We start from the raw sequence: 17789 nt of genomic DNA, 5'->3' as shown, positions 1-17789 counted from the left end.
TTTCAAACGAATAAACTATTAAAAAATAATGTTAAAAAAATCTTTAGTATTAATGAGTATTTCTGCTGCATTTTATGCGCAGGCTCAGGATGTTTCTGTGATAAGAAATACTGTAGATGTTTACTCAAGTACTCCTATGGTGGGATCGGCTAAATTCAATGCAATGGCTGGAGCTAATGGTGCACTGGGTGGTGATGCAAACTCTTTGCTTACCAACCCGGCAGGTTTAGGGGTAGCTATTTCAGGAGAGGTTTCAGGAACTTTATCTATTTTAGGAAATAAAAACAGCAGCACTTTAGCTGGATCTACTATAGACTATAGCAAAACTAAGGGAGACCTTGGAAATGCAGGCGGGATCATTGCTTTCCCATTGATGACGGAAACGGGATGGAAGTTTATTAATATTGGTATTAATTTCTCCAATCAGTCTCTTGATAATGTAATTCAGTCACCGGGTAATAAGAATATTGTTTACGCTTTTGATAAAAATGATATAACCAAAGATGCTTCATTGGCAGGACATATGTATGAAAGATATGGTAATCTGTCAAAGATGAGTTTTGGGGTAGGAGCGAATTATAATCATAATTTATATTTGGGAGCAGGTTTAAATTTTTTCAACGCTTCAGTTGATCAATATGATACTTTAGCATACCGAAACCTTGCCAATAATTCTACCGAAGCATTCAGTAAGCAGGATACCCCTTATACAGAAAGATCTTCAGGTTTTTCTGCTTCATTAGGGGTTATCGGAAAGCTAAGTCCTAATTTCAGAGTGGGGGCATCCCTTGAAACACCTACATTCTGGTCGATAGACAGAAATTACTATTTCTACAACGACCCTACTTACGGGGATGATATGGGTGCTGAAAACAGAAAGTTTACTTCACCGCTTAAAGCGACAGTGAGTGCTGCGTTTGTAGCAAGTAAAAACTTCTCTTTAAACGTAGATTATACCCTTGGGCTTACAAAACCTGACTATAAAGTATATGGAGGTGCAGAAAGATCACTAAACGACTTCTTTAATGAGAATTATAAAAACCTTTCTGAAGTAAGAGTAGGTGCTGAATACAGAGTACAACAGTTCAGACTGAGAGGAGGTTACTCTTACCAGTCAAGTCCTTTTGATGCGCTTACGATCAGTAGATTTAATGATGCAGGGAGCGTAGGGGATCAATCTTACAGCAATATGATGCTAAGTGATAGAAACACGCTTGCATTCGGTATCGGGTATGATTTCAAATCTTTCTATGTAGATGCATCTTATCAGAATATCTCATCTAAGTACACTAACCCTTTTATGAGAGGATATATGGATGGTAATTCAGATTCGTCTTACTATTCCGCTAATAAGATCTTCGAAAGTGATGCGTATGCAGCAAGTGAGGTTAAAAATAACAGAAACAATTTCTTCCTTACAGTAGGATGGAAATTCTAAGCTTTCAATAAGCTATATCAATAAAAAAGCTCCGGAATTTTTCGGAGCTTTTTTTATTTTTTAATGAGAGTGAGCAGCAGGATGTTGATGGAAGAGATGCATCATCAATGCAAGTGAAACTCCTAAAACAACCAGTCCTATTTTTAGCCAGTCAATATTGTGATTTTTATTGCTTTCAAAAATAATCACCGATGAGATGTGAAGGAAAATTCCGCCTACGATAGCCAGAAAATACGGCTGAAGATCAGGATTGAAATAATTTCCTAACAGCATTCCCATTGGAGAAGCCAGGGCAAATAAGGCGACAATGAGAATAGAAGGATAAGATGAAGAACTTTTTGATTCTCCTTTTCTGTTGAATAAAAATGCTCCCAGAATAAATGAAATAGGAAGATTGTGAAATACAATTCCCCAAAGATAAGGAGACATCTCATGCTCTTCATTGGCAAGAGGAATCCCTTCAATGAAAGCATGAATGAATAATCCCACCATTAAAGCAGCAGGAAGAATGTTGTGTTCATTATGATGGTGGAAGTGTCCATGTTCAAAACCTTTGGTAAGAGCCTCCAGAATCATCTGTAGAAGAACTCCTGCGATTACAAATATCCCAAGATTACTGCTTCCTGCAGAGGTATACACCTGCGGGAAAACTTCATTGAGGCAGATTGTAATTAAAAAACCAGCACTTAAGATCAGTAGATTTTTAGCCAGTTTTTCTTTTTTACCAAAGTGTTTTCCCAGAAATACTCCTGTTATTACACTTAAAATCAGTAAAAGTACTGTTGTCATTATTTTTTCTTAAATAAATTGATGCAACGCGGGGAATTTTCTTTCTTAAATTCATTCAGCTGATAGTCTCCCCAGATTTTTATTCTTTCAAAACCACATTCCGAAGCATAAGCATGAATGGCTTCTAATGGGTGAAGTTTTACTTTTTCAAAGAAATGAAAAGGCTTCCCGTCTGCTTCAAAACGGATGTCTTTGATGACATGCCTGCCTTCTATCTTTTTCATGATCTTGAAGTCTATATCACCGCGGGTGATTGCTGTTTCCGGGACTAAAGTATTTCTTACATACTCTTCATTCAGATAATCCAGTACAAAATATCCTCCGGGCTTCAATGCATTGTAAACCGACTGGAATACCTTTTTGTCATCATTTTCATTATCAAAATACCCAAAACTTGTAAATAAATTGAATACAGCATCCATAGGGTCTGCATCAATTGGGTTTCTCATATCATGAACTTCAAAAAGCAGGGTTTGATTTTCATATTGTTTATCAGATTCAATACTTTGTCTTGAAAGGTCTAACCCTAAAACATCATACCCTAATTTGTTGAGGAAAACTGAGTGTCTTCCCTTTCCGCAGGCAAGATCTATGATTTTCGACTGAGGCGGAAGCTGAAGGTCCGCTGTGAGCTTTTTAATGAAGTTTTCAGCTTCAGTATAGTCTCTGTTGCTATAAAGCAAATGATAATAAGGGGTATCAAACCAAGATTCAAACCATTCCATAATGCAAAAATAACTAAATTTGTGCGGTTAAAAGCAAAGTATTTTACAACATTAAGAGATTGAGAAATTCAATTGGACAATAAGTTGCATAGCTAATCTTTTGATTTTAAAAACTTTAAAACTTTTAATTCATACTTATGGATACAGAAAATATAAAAATACAGATAAAGACATTCTTCGGATTGGAGCCTATTCTTGCCGAAGAAATCAAAAAACTGGGTGGAAAAAATGTTGAAATTAAAAACAGAGCAGTAAATTGTGAAGGAGATTTGGGTTTTCTTTACAAGATCAATTACTCTGCAAGAACAGCATTGAAGATCTTAGTGCCGATTCATGAGTTTAAAGCTTTCAATCAGCATCAGTTTTATGACAGACTATTCAAATTTGAATGGGAAAACTTTATGGATGTAGACCAGTCTTTCTCTATTGATGCTACGGTAAACTCTGAAACGTTCAAGCATTCACAGTTTGTAACGTTAAAAATGAAGGATGCCATCGTGGATTATTTCCAGGATAAATTCAAAAGACGTCCGAATGTGGAGACCAGAGATCCGGATATTAAATTCCATCTTCATATTGACAGAGAGTTGGTGATGATCTCAATGGATTCTTCAGGAGATCCTTTATTTAAAAGAGGGTACAGAAAAGAACAGGGAGAAGCGCCTATCAATGAAGTGCTGGCAAGCGGAATGCTTCAGCTAGCAGGATGGGACGGAAAAGGAAATTTCCTTGATCCTATGTGTGGTTCAGGAACATTATTGATTGAAGCGGCTATGATCGCTATGGATCTTCCGGCCCAGATTTTCAGAAAGAGGTTCGGATTCCAGAACTGGAATAATTATGATGCGGAATTGTTCTCGAAAATTAAAGAATTCAGAGTCAACAGAGTGAGACCGTTTGATGGGAAAATTGTAGGCTATGATATCGATTCTAGAATGCTGAATGCGGCAAGAATAAATGTGGAAGCAGCAGAGATGGAGGACGTTATCGAGATTAAAAAGCAAAACTTCTTTGAGTCTAAAAAAGAACTTTTCCCTTTATTGATGGTATTCAATCCTCCATACGACGAGAGAATTTCTATCAATGACGATGATTTCTACAAAAAAATAGGAGATACCTTCAAGACTCATTATCCGAATACATTAGCATGGCTGATCTCTTCCGATCTTGAAGCAGTGAAAAAAATTGGATTACGTCCTTCAAGAAAGATCAAACTTTTCAACGGAAAGCTGGAAACGAGATTTTTACAGTACGAAATGTATGAAGGGACTAAGAAAGTACATAAATTGGAAGATAATAAACAATAGCTTGTACAATTTAAAATAATAAACTGATGTCTTGGAATTTTCTTGATGGACTTGATATAATTGTCAATGTATTGGAACTGTTTGGTTCTGGTTCTGGTTCTGGTTCACGCTCAACTTCTGATAGAAAAAGCCTGAACTATGATGAGAAGCCACAGAAAAAGAGTTCAAGAAGATCTAAATATTTTACAGAGAAAGTCAGTGCTGGGCTTATTGCAGCTACTGCATTTTTTTTTCTGATTGTTTTTAAAGATCCGTTGCCAGCAGGAAATTATACACAAACTTTGGTTGTAACTTCCTTAATAGGAGTTGTGATTTCATTTGTAGTATTTTTTATCCTGCATGTAATGGAGCTCTATTATTTTAAGAATATCTTTAAACTGCTCTTGTTCAGCTGTTCGGTAATTGCTTTCTTTATTTCTGTGGTAATGTATAGCTATTTCAGATCTGGCTGGTTTATATAAGGGTTTTAAAGTGAACGGAAAGCTGGAAACGAGATTTTTACAGTACGAAATGTATGAACGAACTAAGAAGATACATAAATTGGAAGATAAATAAAGATTATATATGTCCTGGAATTTTTTAGATATATTTGACGTGGTTTTGGATGTATTTGGTCTGTTTAGCTCCGGATCAAAATCATCAGGCTCTAAACCTAAAAGAAAGCCTTTAAATCATAATGTAATATCTCAAAAGAAAGAACTAAAAGATCCAGATATTTTGCAGAAAAAATAACTGCAATAGATTTCAGTTTAATTAAAATAATAAAAAGAGGCTGTACTTATGTGGTACAGTCTCTTTTATTTTATCGTGCCAGTGAAGGAGCAAATCCATACTGTTTTTTAAAAGCATGTGAAAAATGCGACAGGTCTTCAAAACCTACTTCAAGAAAAACATCAGACGGTTTTTTATTCCTTTCTGATAAATGATAATAAGCCAATTCAAGACGTTTTTGCGTAAGCCAACGTTGTGGTGTTGTTTGAAATATTTTTCTGAAATCCCTGTTGAAAGTAGATAAACTCCTTCCCGTCAGATAGCCATATCGTTCCAAAGGCATATTAAACATATAATTCTTTTCCATGAAATTAATCAGATCTACTTTTCCCGGTTCATCAAAATCTGCGAGTACGGAATCTATATTGTGATCAATTTCCCTTAAAATACTGATAGCTTCAGTGATCTTCAAATGAGCAATATTTTCAGGAAATGGGCCTTCAATCTCAAAATAAGGAATGAGTGATGCAAGACAGCTGTTCAGAAGAGGATGACTGGTAAAGCTGTAAATACTGGATTCCCGCTGCCCGGTTTTCTTCTGGTAATCAACAGCGCTGTAAAATGCTTTCAGACGTTCCGTTGTAAGGTGCATGACCACTGCTTTATGAGGAAGTCCGTCTTTTGGATAATTGATGATTGTGGCAAGATGATTCCTCGGAATCAGAAAAATATCTCCTGCTTTGAACAGATAGGTTTTATCGGCCTGAATAATTTTTGTTTCTCCTGATATGAACCATACCAGCATATGATATTCAAAAACCGTTTCTGTTTTGAACAGCTTGTCGTCATAGCTTGAAAGCTTGATGTCTGGTGTGAGGTATTGCAGCTGGAAATCCATTATCAAAAGTTTTTCATTACAAATGTATTTAAAAAACAGTTATTTGGTGTCAAAGCTGAACCCTAACATCTCTTCACTCAGTTTCCACAGCTGCGCCGCATTTTTTTTGTCAATAGAATAGGGTTGTACCCCACGGATGGTGGCCGGTTCATCAAACCTGTGTTCAATCTGTCCTCTGTCGATCTCCGCAATATCACAGTTTTCACAATAAACCCCGCCAATTTCGTTAAGTTGGGGACTTACAGCGCACCAGATGGTAGTAGCTGCTCCTTGCTGAATAGTTTTTAATCGGGCTTCAACCTCCGGTTTGATATTTCCGTTTTCATCATGCGTTCCGAGTTGCTTAAAAAGCTCAATAGGTTCTTCTCTGCCCAAATCAGTGCCATACACAGAACCTGGATGAAGAGAATAGGCTCTGATATTGTGCTCTTTTCCTCTTTTATCAAGTTCTACAGCAAATAAGTTACAGGCTGTTTTAGATTGTCCGTATCCGGAAAGCGTGTCATACTCTTTTTTCTCAAAATTAGGGTCTTCAAAATCAAAAGGAGCCATCTGATGTCCATATGAAGAAACACTTATAACCCTCGCTCCGTCTGCTTTTTTCAGAGCTGGCCATAATCTTGCGGTAAGCTGAAACTGACCAAGATAATTGGTTGCCAATTGAGACTCAAAACCTCTGCTGTCTCTGCGGAGAGGAACCCACATGATGCCTGCATTATTGATGAGAAGATCCAGACTTCTTCCTGATGATAAGAATCTTTCTGCAAAAGTGTCTATGGATGAAGGATCCATCAGGTCCATTTTTTCAAGTTCAAAATTTTTAATTCCTGAAAGATTTTTTCCTGCTTTTTCAATATCTCTTGCGGGAATAATCACATGTGCTCCGGCTGCAGTAAGGGCTTTTGTAGTTTCGAGGCCAATTCCTGCATAACCGCCGGTAATGATGACTGTTTTTCCGGTAAGATCCATTCCTTTTATTACTTCCTGAGCTGTTGAGTAAGCGTTAAAGCCGGATTGAAGAGGCTGTTGTGATGGGTTGATAGTTGATTCCATTTTTTTGTTGGTTTAAATTTCTATAGCAAAATTAGGCTGGATTTCCTGTCTTCATTTTGTTTAAAATGTCAAATAAGTTGGCTCAGAATTTCATTTGTAATTTTCATGCATTGAGACGAATACAATCTAACTTCGTTAATTTCTTTGAATAAGCTGTTAAACTGTTTGTAGGTTTTTCTACGAATAAGTAATTTTGAAAAATTTTCAATTTGAAGCCTACTATTTCCATTGTCGTTGCCATTTACAACCGAAAAGACGAACTTTTTGAGTTGCTGACCTCTCTTACCCAGCAGACAGATAAGGAGTTCGAGATCATTATTGTAGATGACGGTTCTCTGATCGATCTGAAACCTACCATCCAAAACTTTGAACAAGGGTTGGATATCAACTATTTCAGAAAAGATAATTCAGGACCCGGGCTGACAAGAAATTACGGGGCGGCAAGAGCAGCGAATGAATGGCTGGTATTTGTAGACAGCGATGTCATTGTTGAAAAAGATTATATTGAACATATTAAAAACGATATCCTTACCATTCCTTGTGATGCATTTGGAGGAGCAGATAAAGCGCATAAAGGATTTAATCTGATGCAGAAAGCTATTTCCTATTCCATGACTTCTGTTTTTACAACTGGAGGAATCAGAGGAAGTAAGAAAGCGGTTTCCAAATTTCAACCCAGAAGTTTTAATATGGGAGTGAAAAAAGCCGTTTTTGAAAAAGTAGGCGGATTTTCAGAAATGAGAATAGGTGAGGATCCGGATCTTTCTATGACCCTTTGGGAAAATGGTTTTACCACTGCTTTTTTTGATGATATTGCCGTATATCATAAACGTAGGGTAGACTTTGGGAAATTCTCCAAGCAGGTCTATCAGTTTGGCTGCGCGAGGCCAATCCTTAATCAGAGACATCCTAATTATGTGAAGATCTCTTTTGCATTTCCTACCTTATTTATGTTAGGGTATATAATGGGCTTTCTGGAGTATTTTATAATGCATAGAGGAATAATCCTTAGCTTTTATGGATTGTACACCTTTTTGGTGTTGTTTCACGCTTTATTACAGACCAAAAATATCAGTATTGCCGGTATGGCGGTTATTTCCACATACATTCAAATGTTTTCTTACGGATACGGTTTCCTAAAATCCTGGATTCTACTGAACGTTGTAAGAATGAAACCGGAGGAAGCTTTTCCGCATCATTATTATAAGAAATAATAGGGAGTATCTTGTTCAGGTTTTGGCTAAAGCCTATTCCTATTGAATCCTTTTATGGTATATATTAAAACACAACGTTCGTCATTCCGCAGGAATCTTATGATTTAAACTAAAAATAAAAAAAAGGCTGTTTCAATTGAAACAGCCTTTTTACAATAAATTAGGATATGGAAATGTTTTCATGGTGGTTAAGAACGCCTACTTTCAGCATACATTCCTTCATTTTATGATACGTTCTTTTGATGTCATGGTCAAGACCGATGGAGAATCTGATCAATCCGTCAGAAATCCCTATGGATGCACGTTCTTCCTCTGGAATTTCAGATGAAGTAGATTTTCCTGAGCAAGAGAATAAGGTTTTATAGAACCCTAAACTTACTGCAAGATAGCCAAGGTTTTCTGCCTGCATCAGCTCCATCAGTTCATTTGCTTTTTCTGTTGTACCGGCATCCAGAGTCAGTAATCCTCCGTATCCGTATTCTTCATGAATCATGCTTTTCATCAATTCATGGTTTTTATGTGATGGCAATCCCGGATAAGATACCTTTAAACCATCTTCCTCGAATTTTTCAGCAAGATACATAGCATTGTGGCTGTGCTGTTTTATTCTGATGTGTAATGTTCTCAGGTTCTTTAAGATGCTTGAAGATCTTAAGCTGTCCATCGTAGGCCCAAGAAGCATGCATGCACCGGAATTTACATTTTTAGTATCGTCAATAAATGCCTGTGTTGCACAATATACACCTCCTACCGTATCACTGCTTCCGTTGATGAATTTCGTCAAACTGTGGATCACGACATCTGCTCCGAATACCGTTGGAGAGATCGAAAGAGGAGAGAAGGTATTGTCTACAATCAGTTTAAGATTGTATTTTTTACAGATTTCAGAAAGTTTTCTAAGGTCTGCTACTTCTAGAAGCGGATTGCTCACACTTTCACAGTAGATTACTTTCGTATTGGGAGTAATGGCATTTTCTATGGACTCAAAATTGTTGATATCAACAAAGCTGGTGGCTACATTAAACTGAGGTATGAAGTTTTTAAGAAAAGCATACGTTCCTCCGTAGATGGTTCTGCTGGAAATAATATGGTCTCCACTTTTGCACACCTGCATCAAAACAGAAGTAATAGCTCCCATTCCGGATGCTGTAACGTTGGCAGATTCTGTATTTTCCAACTTGGCAAGAGCCTGCGCCAGATAAAGATTCATGGGTGATGAATGTCTGGAATACAGATAGCATCCTTCCGCATTTCCTTCAAAAGTATCAAACATCGTCTTTGCAGAAAGGAACGTATAAGTAGAGCTGTCAGAGATAGAAGGATTCACTCCTCCGAATTCACCAAAATACTGAAGATCCTGGATCTCATTGGCTGCGTTAAAGTTTTCCATAAATATTGTTTTTATTTTATTGTCCCAATTTGCGTTAATTTCCTAATTATTACAACATAAATTTGAATATATAGAATATAAAACTGTAAAATATTGTTTATTTAGAAAAAATATTTAGTATCTTCGGTATTATTAAACTTTTACCAAAAAATTATCTATGGAACTTGACGAAATTGATAAGAAACTTTTACTTTTTTTACAGGATGACTGTAAGCAAACCACCAAAGAGCTATCCGGTAAACTTGGATTGTCTGTTACAGCAGTTTATGAGCGTGTAAAAAAGCTTGAAAATGCGGGTGTCATTTCAAAGTATGTGGCTTTGCTGGACAAGGGTAAAGTTAAGAAAAATTTTATCGTTCTGTGTCATGTAAAATTAAGCCAGCATAAAAAAGAATTTGTACTGCAGTTTGAAAAAGAAGTGATGGATTTACAGGAGGTTACAGAATGCTTTCATGTAAGTGGAGATTACGATTATATCCTTAAAATAGGAGTGAAAGACATTGAAGACTATCGTAATTTTATGCTGACGAAACTCACAACGCTTCAGCACATTGCAAGCACACACAGTTCATTTATGATTTCCGAGATTAAAAATACAACGGCAATCGTATTGTAGATTATTGAAAGGCTTTATCATAAAAAAAAACGATCGTTTCAGATCGTTTTTTCGTTGATGAAAAAGGAAAACACTTCCGGTTGTTGGATGAGCTGTTCCATATAGGATTTCAAAGTTTCTGAGGTTAAGTCTGTTGTATTATTGATCTGCAGGCTTCTCAGGCTTCCGTCTTTCTGTGGTGCAATCAAAATAATATGACCGTATTTTAGGTTATAAAGTTTGAGGTTGACAATCGCAAATTCTTCTTTTTCCAAAGTGGTAAAAGCTGAGAAATCAATCCTGTTATTGGAGGTTTTTACAAATCCCTGTCCAATAACATCCGGAAAATTTCTTGAAACAATCTGCATTTTACTTGATGTATATTCTTTATCATCAATGAAATCAGTGAGGACAAGAATAGTGAAAAAGATCCTGTCTTTATTTTTAACCTTATGAGCATTTAAAGCTCCCCAGTTTTTCTCTGAGAAGCTGGAATAGACAATTCTTTTACCCTGTAATTTTAAACCAAAAAAATTCCCCAGAGTTCCTACGCCCTTAAAACCATCTTTCTGAATACTGTCATAGACCGGATAAGGAAAAATGCCATAGGTAAAAGGAGTTGAGTTTTGGTCTTTTGCCTTGAGCTCTTCATCCATTCTTTTGAAATCCAGGTTTTCTTTTTGGTTTTGAACTTTCAGCTGCTTTTCTCTTGCTTTTTTAATGTTTTCGCTGGTTTGGGCAAACGATAAAGATATAAGTAAGAGAAGGATAAAGGATAAGTAAAATCTCATATTTTGGATTGTTTAATAGATTATTGGTTTTTAATAATTGTTATAGTCACCTTTCGTTATTTTATCAATAAAATAATGAAGTCTTTTGATGTCTTCTCTTCCTTTGTTTTTATCATTTAAAAAGCAGGTCGTTACAATCACCATTTTTAAATCCGGGATGACACAGATGAGCTGACCGCCGTATCCGGTTGCAACAAAAGCCTGATGTCCGTTGGTTTTTCTTCTCCACCAATAATAGCCATATCCGTTGGCATTGGGCATTACATCCCAAGAATCCAGTTTTACCTGTTCAGAAGTTGATTCCTGAATCCATTTTTGAGATACAATCTGTTTGCCGCTAAGTTTTCCGTTGTTAAGGATCATAGATCCAAATTTCAGCATATCTTCCGGTTTCATAAAAAGTTCAGATCCTGCTAAATTTCTGTTCATTGAGTCTGTATCCCATTGGGTAACATTCATTTTTAAAGGTCTAAAAAGATTTTCAGTCGCGAATTGTTTCAGATTGGTCTTTACAATTTTTGCCAAAGCAGCACCAAAAAGGTGAGATTCTCCACTGTTATAGTTGAATATAGTTCCCGGATACTCATCGAAAGGCAGATCCAGAACAAACTTTACAGGATCACCGGAAAAAAACATAGCTGTTGAAATTTTTGAATTTTCAACCCAGTCAAAACCTGCCTGCATCGTCAGCAGCTGTCTTAGTGTTACCGTATTCCTGATAGAATCATGATGAATTTTACCTTCAATATTAGAGATGTTTTTGAAACTGCTTCTTGAAACATTGTATTCCGGGAGGATTTTTAAAACCGGAGTGTTGAGATTGGGAAGAAGGTTTTTATCCTTTGCTATTCCTGCCAGAACAGATACAATACTTTTGGTAACAGATTTTACACTGAAGGTAGTTTCTTTATTAGCTCCGTGAAAATAGTGTTCATACAAAAGCCTGCCGTTTTGGGTAACAATGAAAGAACCCAAGGATGGAATACTGTCATTGATTTCTTTGGTGAACTGGTCTTCAAATTCTTTTGGTAATTCCTTGTTAAAAGCTGCCTGTGATTTTACTTTAGGGCAGAATAGGGTAAGACATAGCATTGTCAAAACCTGCAGTACTTGCTTGGATTTCATTGTTTAAAAGAAAGGATAAATTATTAGTTGACGAAAAAGTATACGTTAAAATCTGTCCGAAACAGAACCGTAATTCAATTTTGGACAGATTTTAGCTGATGTTTTCAATTCCTCTAAATTATGAAAAACAATGAAGTTTTAAATATGTTTTAAAGTATATTTTTTAATTTTTTTTGAATGATTTTCAGGACCTGATGTATGGCTTTTTAAAGAAAGAAATTAAACCAACACTCCGTTTTTAGAAGAAATAGGATCCGGAAGATCGGTTTCTCCGCTCATCTGAAGAAGATCAATTTCAATGGTTCTGCAGATAGAAAGCATAGGAACGTCAAACATCAATCCTGCAAAAGGATTTTCAGAATAATCTCCTACCAGTTCCATAATAATGTAGATCCACCCAATGATGATACAGAACGGAATAGAAGTCCAGATTCCCCAATCGCCAAGCTTTGCAAACTCATTTACCAATCCCAGCGGAAGAAGCATGATAAAAAGAATATTGAAAACAAAGGCTGTGCTGGCAAACTGTCTTGGAGAAGGGAATTTTTTAATTCTTTCGGCCTGTCCCTGAAAATTATAGAATTCATTCAGGCTGTTTTGCAGCTGAGTTTGGTTGAATTCTGTAATCGCACCCATGTTTTTAAGCTCATTGATATCTTTTGCTTGTTGAGATACCAGGTAAGTGGCAAAGTTTTTATAATCATTTTTAAGTTCATATTCTTCCTCCGAAAGATATTTGTGCAGGAAAATAGGAGCTCTTCCGTAATCCGGAAATCCAGCTTTGATCAGTCGGTTTCTTCTCAAATTGATATTCCCGAATTTCTTTTCAGTACTGATATGTTCCCATTCTGTAGGAATCAAAAGCTGTTCACGGAAAGTATATAACCATGCAATATGGCGAAAGACAATTCTTTTTTTACGGTCTTCAAGATCAAAAGTGCCAATTCCTTCATTTTTGGTATCAAAAGCATACACCATAGAAGCAAAGGAGCGGCTTGAATTCACAATTCCACCCCAGATTTTTCTTGCTTCCCAAAGTCTGTCATACGCCTGGTTATTTTTAAAACCAACAAGGAATGCTTCTGCTGTACCAATCAGTGCAACAGGAACCCAGGGAATCGTCATCCAGTGCCAGTTGAAGAAATAAAAGAAAACAGCAATCAATGTACACCAGATAGAGATTAAAATAAGATGTATACCGGCTAGATTGAGAACCTGTTTGTAATTGACGTATTTGGTTGTGATCATAAAGATGGATGTGTTTTGCGTGTAGAGACAAAATAAATACCAAACTATGATGGGTTTTGGTTTGTCCTGCCTGTCTGGTAATGGGTAATCGGGTTTTCTTGGTTTATAATAGTCTAGGATTGAGATTGATAATCTTAAATAAATGTAGTAAAAAAAATGCATAAAAAAACCTCTAAAAAATTTAGAGGTTTTAATTTTATATAAAATTAATATTCCAGCATTTCTTCAATCTTATTGCTGAGCTTTTCAGCATTTGGAAGCATTTCTTTTTCCAGTATCAGATTGATTGGTACAGCAGGTACATTCAGTGATCCCATGGTTTCTACCGGTGCATCAAGATATTTGAAGCAGTTTTTGGAGATACGGTGGGCAAAAGCTTCTGCAAAAGAGTTGTTAAGCTGTTCTTCAGTAAGAACGATGCACTTTCCGTGGGCTTTCACTCTTTCAAAAACAAGTTCTTCATCCAGAGGAATTAATGTTCTTAAATCAATTACTTCAACTCTTCCATTGAAGTTCTTGGCTGCTTCTTTAGCCCAATAAACGCCCATTCCGTAAGTAACCACTAATAAAGTTCTGCCTTTTTCAGTTTCATCTTTATCAGCTTCAATGATTACTTTACCTTTTCCAAACGGAAGAACATAGTCTTCAGCCGGTTCTATCGTTTTAGCATCTTCGGTTCCCGGAACTTTACTCCAGTATAATCCTTTGTGCTCCAGCATTACTACAGGGTTTGGATCGTAATAAGCAGCTTTTAATAAACCTTTAAAATCGGCTGCATTACTTGGATATGCTATTTTGATTCCTTTAATGTTGGCTAAAATACTTTCAACACTTCCACTGTGATAAGGACCGCCACCTCCATAAGCTCCGATTGGAACACGGATGATATTGCTTACAGGGAATTTTCCGCCACTTAAATAATTTGATTTTGAAATCTCTGTGATTAACTGGTTGATTCCCGGATAAATATAGTCTGCAAACTGAACCTCAACAATTGGCTTTAGGCCTACTGCGCTCATTCCAGCGGTAGATCCAATGATATAAGCTTCCTGAATGGCTGTATTGAAAACTCTTTTACTTCCGAATTTTTTTCCTAACGTTACTGTTTCACGGAAAACACCGCCAATTCTTTCTCCTACATCCTGTCCGTAAAGAAGAGCTTCAGGGTGTTTCCACATCAATTCCTGGATCGCGTGGATGGCAGCATCTACCATCACAATTTTTTCTCCGTTAGCAGGCTCACGTGTTCCTGCTTCCTCAGTAATGGGAGTAGGGGCAAAAACGTGCTGCATTACAGTTTCAGGCTTCGGTTCTTCAGCATTTTTAGCTTTTTCAAAAGCTTCTTCTGCTTCAAGGCGTGCCTTTTTGGTAATTTGCTTTAAAAGATCTTCATCAATTCCTGTTTCCAGTAAATGTTTTCTAAGGATTTCTCCCGGATCTTTAGCTCTATGTTTAGTTAAATCTTCTTCGTCTCTATAGAATTCTCTTCTTACCCCTGAAGTGTGGTGTCCTATCAATACGGTTTTTGCACAAACAACTAAAGGTTTTCTTTCTGTTCTTACAAAATCTACGGCTTTCTTCATCGCTTCGAAACTTTCTACGAAATCCGTTCCGTCTACTCTCATTCTGCTTAATCCGGTAAATCCGGCTACAAAATCATAGGCGTCGCAAGTTCTCGCTTCATCTTTCGTTACGGAAATTCCCCATTCATTATCCTGTACAAGGAAGATGATAGGAAGCTGGTGCAATGCTGCAAATTGTAAAGCTTCACTCACTTCACCTTCTGTAACAGAGTTGTCTCCAAGGCTGCAGATAACAACAGGGTTGTTTTCAAATTCCTGCAGATTGAAATCCTGAATATATTTGATTCCCTGAGCTACTCCTGTAGTAGGAATAGTCTGCATTCCGGTTGCGGAACTCTGGTGAACAATCTTAGGTTTGTTTTCATCCCTGCTTGAAGGGTGGGAATAATAAGATCTTCCTCTGGAAAAAGGATCATCAGCTTTAGCTAGTAATTGAAGCATTAATTGGTAAGGTTCAAAACCAATTCCTAAAAGAATACTTTCGTCTCTGTAATAAGGAGAAACCCAGTCTTCTTTCTTAAGCTGATATGCTGTTGCAAGCTGGATGGCTTCGTGACCTCTTGAAGTACTGTGAACGTATTTGCATACGTTTCTGTTTTCTTCATAAATATCAGCCATTGCTTTAGCTAGCATCATATGATTATACGCTTTGAGTAATATATCCTGAGAAACTTTTTCGTGAAGTGCATTTTCCATAGGAAGCAAATATACATAAAAAAACAAAATACTAACAACTGTTAGTATTTTGTGAAAAATCTTTGTTTATATAGGTTATTCCTTGATCACTTTTTTAGAAATAACATCTTTGTCTGTTTTTACTTCAATGATGTAAATTCCTTTTGTATAAGCAGATAAATCTACTGTTTCTTTCTCGTTATTAATAGTACCACTTTGTAATTTTTTACCTGTGAGATCATAGATGTTGAAAGTCGACTTTTTAGGTGCTTTTAGGATGTTTGTAAAATCTTTCGTAATCGTAGGGGCAATGGCAAGATTGTTAAGAGGATTTGCAGCATCCTTAGTTCCCAATACTTCCGTAAATCCTGTTACTATGACAGAGTAGTTTTGGGGGGCATTGCCTCCTGTATTATTTTTCAGTATACCTTTATTGGTAATCTCTATCTTATAAGTTCTTCCGGCAACCGGAGCATCAATTACCACCTGTTCCACGTTGTCTACAGTATTGTCTCCTTTGGTAGCCGGTGTCATAGGGTTGTTGGCCTCCAGTTTCCATGGATAATAGACCGTATTGGTAGTAGTGTCTGTAATTTTTAGATCCAGATCATTGATTAGTTTGGAACTTCTGTTATTGTAAATATTGCTCCATTGATTCGTAAAGTTGGTGAACTCAGGATCTATCCATGAAATGGTAACTTTTAACGGTTCTGAACCTGATGCTTTTACTGTTTTTACATTGGCAACTCCGCTGTTCAATGTTTCATCATTAAAGATAATGCTGTTGTTGGATTTCCCTACAAGAAGTTCAGCTCCTTTTTTTGCATCAATGAATCCCCAGCCAAATTGTGGATCAGGGCCTATATTGCCTGCTTCTTTCGCTGAATGTACCATTAAGGTTTTTGCAGAAGCAGCATTTAGTAAGTTTCCGGAAAACAGTTGTTTGTTAATCTGGGTCCAAAGTCCCACAATCCCTGTCACTACAGGAGCAGAATAAGAAGTACCGTCTCCTATATCTATTTTACTGCCTCCTGTGGCATTATTGTCTGTCCATGCACTGGCAACGCTTGTTCCTACTGCTGTAATATCCGGTTTGATCCCACCATCATCTCTTGGTCCTGCACTGCTATAAACGGAATGAATAACATCTGAAGAAGCCGTATATCTTCCATCATTCGTTGTAATTCTGTCTGCAGCACCTACAACAATAATGTTTTTTCCTAAAGAACCAATTCCTATGCAGTCATACCCCTGTGCGCAATTGTTTTGAGGTAATGTATCGGTTGCAGTGAACTCAACTAAATTTCCCGAATTATCTTTATAATACTTTTTATAAGTGCTTGTATCAGCACTAGGTCCTTCACCAAATGAGTTTCCAGCAGATTTTACAATGATGTAAGAAGGGTTGTTGTATACAATCTGATCATAATCACGATCATTGGTGTGATAAGTTCCCTGAGCATCAAATGTATTGTTTGGGCTTGAAAACGCACCATTCCATACCCATGAAGGTTCATTATTAATCAGTTGAGGATCTGCCCATCCCTGATTAGTTCCATAGGAATGATTGGAAATATTAGGTTGAGCCGTTGTAATTTTTTGAAAAACTGTTTTTTGGGTAGTTTCGCCGTCCAGAACAGAAGTTCCAAAAGCATATGCATCGATAGTAGAATTGGGTGCAATCCCTTTGAAATTAACCTGTCTTGTTGTACCATTCGTAAATGTTACGGTGTATGGGTAATCTTTTGCACCTATAAAGCTGGAAACAGCGGTGGCATGATCACCATAGTTGACGGTACTGCTTTCTTTGTTCGTGATTCTATTGGGTAGATTGTTAAAAAAAACGTGACCAGCAAATACTCTGGCTACACCGGATGAGGTGCTTCCGTCAAAAATAGTAAACTTGATTCCTTCCCCATTAAAAGACCCCGTTAATCCTGTAATAGTTCCTCCCTGTAAAAAATCAGAATTGGAATTTTTAATCTGATCCATATCGTGTGCCTGGAAAAAATAAGGTCTGTTATCAGGTAAAAAGCCAGCAAGATTGGTTCTTTGGAGCTCAATCTCTTTTAAAACTTCAGGAGTTTTATTAGTGCTATATCGTTTAGATATGTAAGCGTCAAATTTTTCATTGTTCTCTGTTCTTTGTTGTTCGAATTTCCTGTTTAATTCTTCATTATTTTGAGCATTAATCAGTGAAACGAACAAAGAACTAATTAATAGTAGTTGTTTTTTCATTTTAAGTAA

At 36.8% G+C, this 17789-nt stretch carries 15 protein-coding genes; 5 read left to right on the top strand and 10 right to left on the bottom strand.

The features are described 5' to 3' along the window. The first annotated feature begins 28 nt into the window (after window positions 1–28). Window positions 29–1438, top strand: a complete 1410-nt coding sequence (locus GFU89_RS16685) for a hemin receptor (RefSeq protein WP_318848209.1) — start codon at window positions 29–31, stop codon at window positions 1436–1438. Between the two features lie 60 nt (window positions 1439–1498). Here GFU89_RS16685 and GFU89_RS16680 read toward each other — a convergent pair whose 3' ends face one another. Both GFU89_RS16680 and GFU89_RS16675 read right to left on the bottom strand, forming a co-directional pair. Further along, entirely contained in the window at window positions 1499–2227 is a 729-nt protein-coding gene (locus GFU89_RS16680; protein ID WP_318848208.1) for a ZIP family metal transporter, read from the bottom strand. After that, a complete protein-coding gene (locus GFU89_RS16675; RefSeq protein WP_318848207.1) occupies window positions 2227–2952 on the bottom strand; it encodes a class I SAM-dependent methyltransferase in 726 nt (241 codons plus the stop codon). Before GFU89_RS16675 ends, GFU89_RS16680 begins: the two co-directional genes overlap by 1 nt. A 137-nt stretch (window positions 2953–3089) precedes the next feature. Here GFU89_RS16675 and GFU89_RS16670 point away from each other — a divergent pair, with 137 nt between their 5' ends. Together GFU89_RS16670 and GFU89_RS16665 are read left to right on the top strand one after the other, a co-directional pair. Continuing rightward, window positions 3090–4259, top strand: a complete 1170-nt coding sequence (locus tag GFU89_RS16670) for a THUMP domain-containing class I SAM-dependent RNA methyltransferase (protein ID WP_318848206.1) — start codon at window positions 3090–3092, stop codon at window positions 4257–4259. A gap of 26 nt (window positions 4260–4285) precedes the next feature. Next, window positions 4286–4720: a branched-chain amino acid ABC transporter substrate-binding protein gene (locus tag GFU89_RS16665; protein ID WP_318848205.1), complete on the top strand. Its 435-nt coding sequence runs from the start codon at window positions 4286–4288 to the stop codon at window positions 4718–4720. 341 nt (window positions 4721–5061) lie between these two features. Here the strand turns inward: GFU89_RS16665 and GFU89_RS16660 are convergent, their stop codons facing one another. Further along, on the bottom strand, window positions 5062–5868 hold the full coding sequence (locus GFU89_RS16660; RefSeq protein WP_318848204.1) for an AraC family transcriptional regulator: 807 nt from the start codon (window positions 5866–5868) through the stop codon (window positions 5062–5064). Window positions 5869–5907: 39 nt separating this feature from the next. Next, window positions 5908–6921, bottom strand: coding sequence for an SDR family NAD(P)-dependent oxidoreductase (locus GFU89_RS16655; RefSeq protein ID WP_318848203.1), 1014 nt, complete (start codon window positions 6919–6921; stop codon window positions 5908–5910). 209 nt (window positions 6922–7130) lie between these two features. Between GFU89_RS16655 and GFU89_RS16650 the strand changes: the two genes are divergently transcribed. After that, the gene (locus tag GFU89_RS16650; protein ID WP_318848202.1) at window positions 7131–8135 is read left to right on the top strand and encodes a glycosyltransferase; all 1005 of its coding nucleotides are present in this window, start codon (window positions 7131–7133) and stop codon (window positions 8133–8135) included. Between the two features lie 160 nt (window positions 8136–8295). Here the strand turns inward: GFU89_RS16650 and GFU89_RS16645 are convergent, their stop codons facing one another. Beyond that, entirely contained in the window at window positions 8296–9525 is a 1230-nt protein-coding gene (locus GFU89_RS16645) for an aminotransferase class I/II-fold pyridoxal phosphate-dependent enzyme (protein ID WP_318848201.1), read from the bottom strand. A 157-nt stretch (window positions 9526–9682) separates the two neighbouring features. Between GFU89_RS16645 and GFU89_RS16640 the strand changes: the two genes are divergently transcribed. Further along, entirely contained in the window at window positions 9683–10141 is a 459-nt protein-coding gene (locus GFU89_RS16640; RefSeq protein WP_318848200.1) for an Lrp/AsnC family transcriptional regulator, read from the top strand. Between the two features lie 38 nt (window positions 10142–10179). Here the strand turns inward: GFU89_RS16640 and GFU89_RS16635 are convergent, their stop codons facing one another. From GFU89_RS16635 to GFU89_RS16615, 5 genes are all read right to left on the bottom strand, one after another. Beyond that, the gene (locus GFU89_RS16635; protein ID WP_318848199.1) at window positions 10180–10911 is read right to left on the bottom strand and encodes a hypothetical protein; all 732 of its coding nucleotides are present in this window, start codon (window positions 10909–10911) and stop codon (window positions 10180–10182) included. Window positions 10912–10941: 30 nt separating this feature from the next. Continuing rightward, complete coding sequence (locus tag GFU89_RS16630) at window positions 10942–12036, bottom strand: serine hydrolase domain-containing protein (RefSeq protein WP_318848198.1); 1095 nt, start codon at window positions 12034–12036, stop codon at window positions 10942–10944. Window positions 12037–12255: 219 nt separating this feature from the next. Then, complete coding sequence (locus GFU89_RS16625; RefSeq protein ID WP_318848197.1) at window positions 12256–13284, bottom strand: bestrophin family protein; 1029 nt, start codon at window positions 13282–13284, stop codon at window positions 12256–12258. A gap of 206 nt (window positions 13285–13490) precedes the next feature. Continuing rightward, window positions 13491–15563: a thiamine pyrophosphate-dependent enzyme gene (locus GFU89_RS16620; RefSeq protein WP_318848196.1), complete on the bottom strand. Its 2073-nt coding sequence runs from the start codon at window positions 15561–15563 to the stop codon at window positions 13491–13493. Between the two features lie 75 nt (window positions 15564–15638). Beyond that, on the bottom strand, window positions 15639–17780 hold the full coding sequence (locus tag GFU89_RS16615; RefSeq protein WP_318848195.1) for a S8 family peptidase: 2142 nt from the start codon (window positions 17778–17780) through the stop codon (window positions 15639–15641). Window positions 17781–17789 lie beyond the last annotated feature (9 nt).

It is taken from the genome of Chryseobacterium sp. JV558 (genome assembly GCF_033712365.1).
Classification (GTDB): Bacteria; Bacteroidota; Bacteroidia; order Flavobacteriales; family Weeksellaceae; genus Chryseobacterium.
This window is presented reverse-complemented; position numbering and strand designations above follow the sequence as displayed.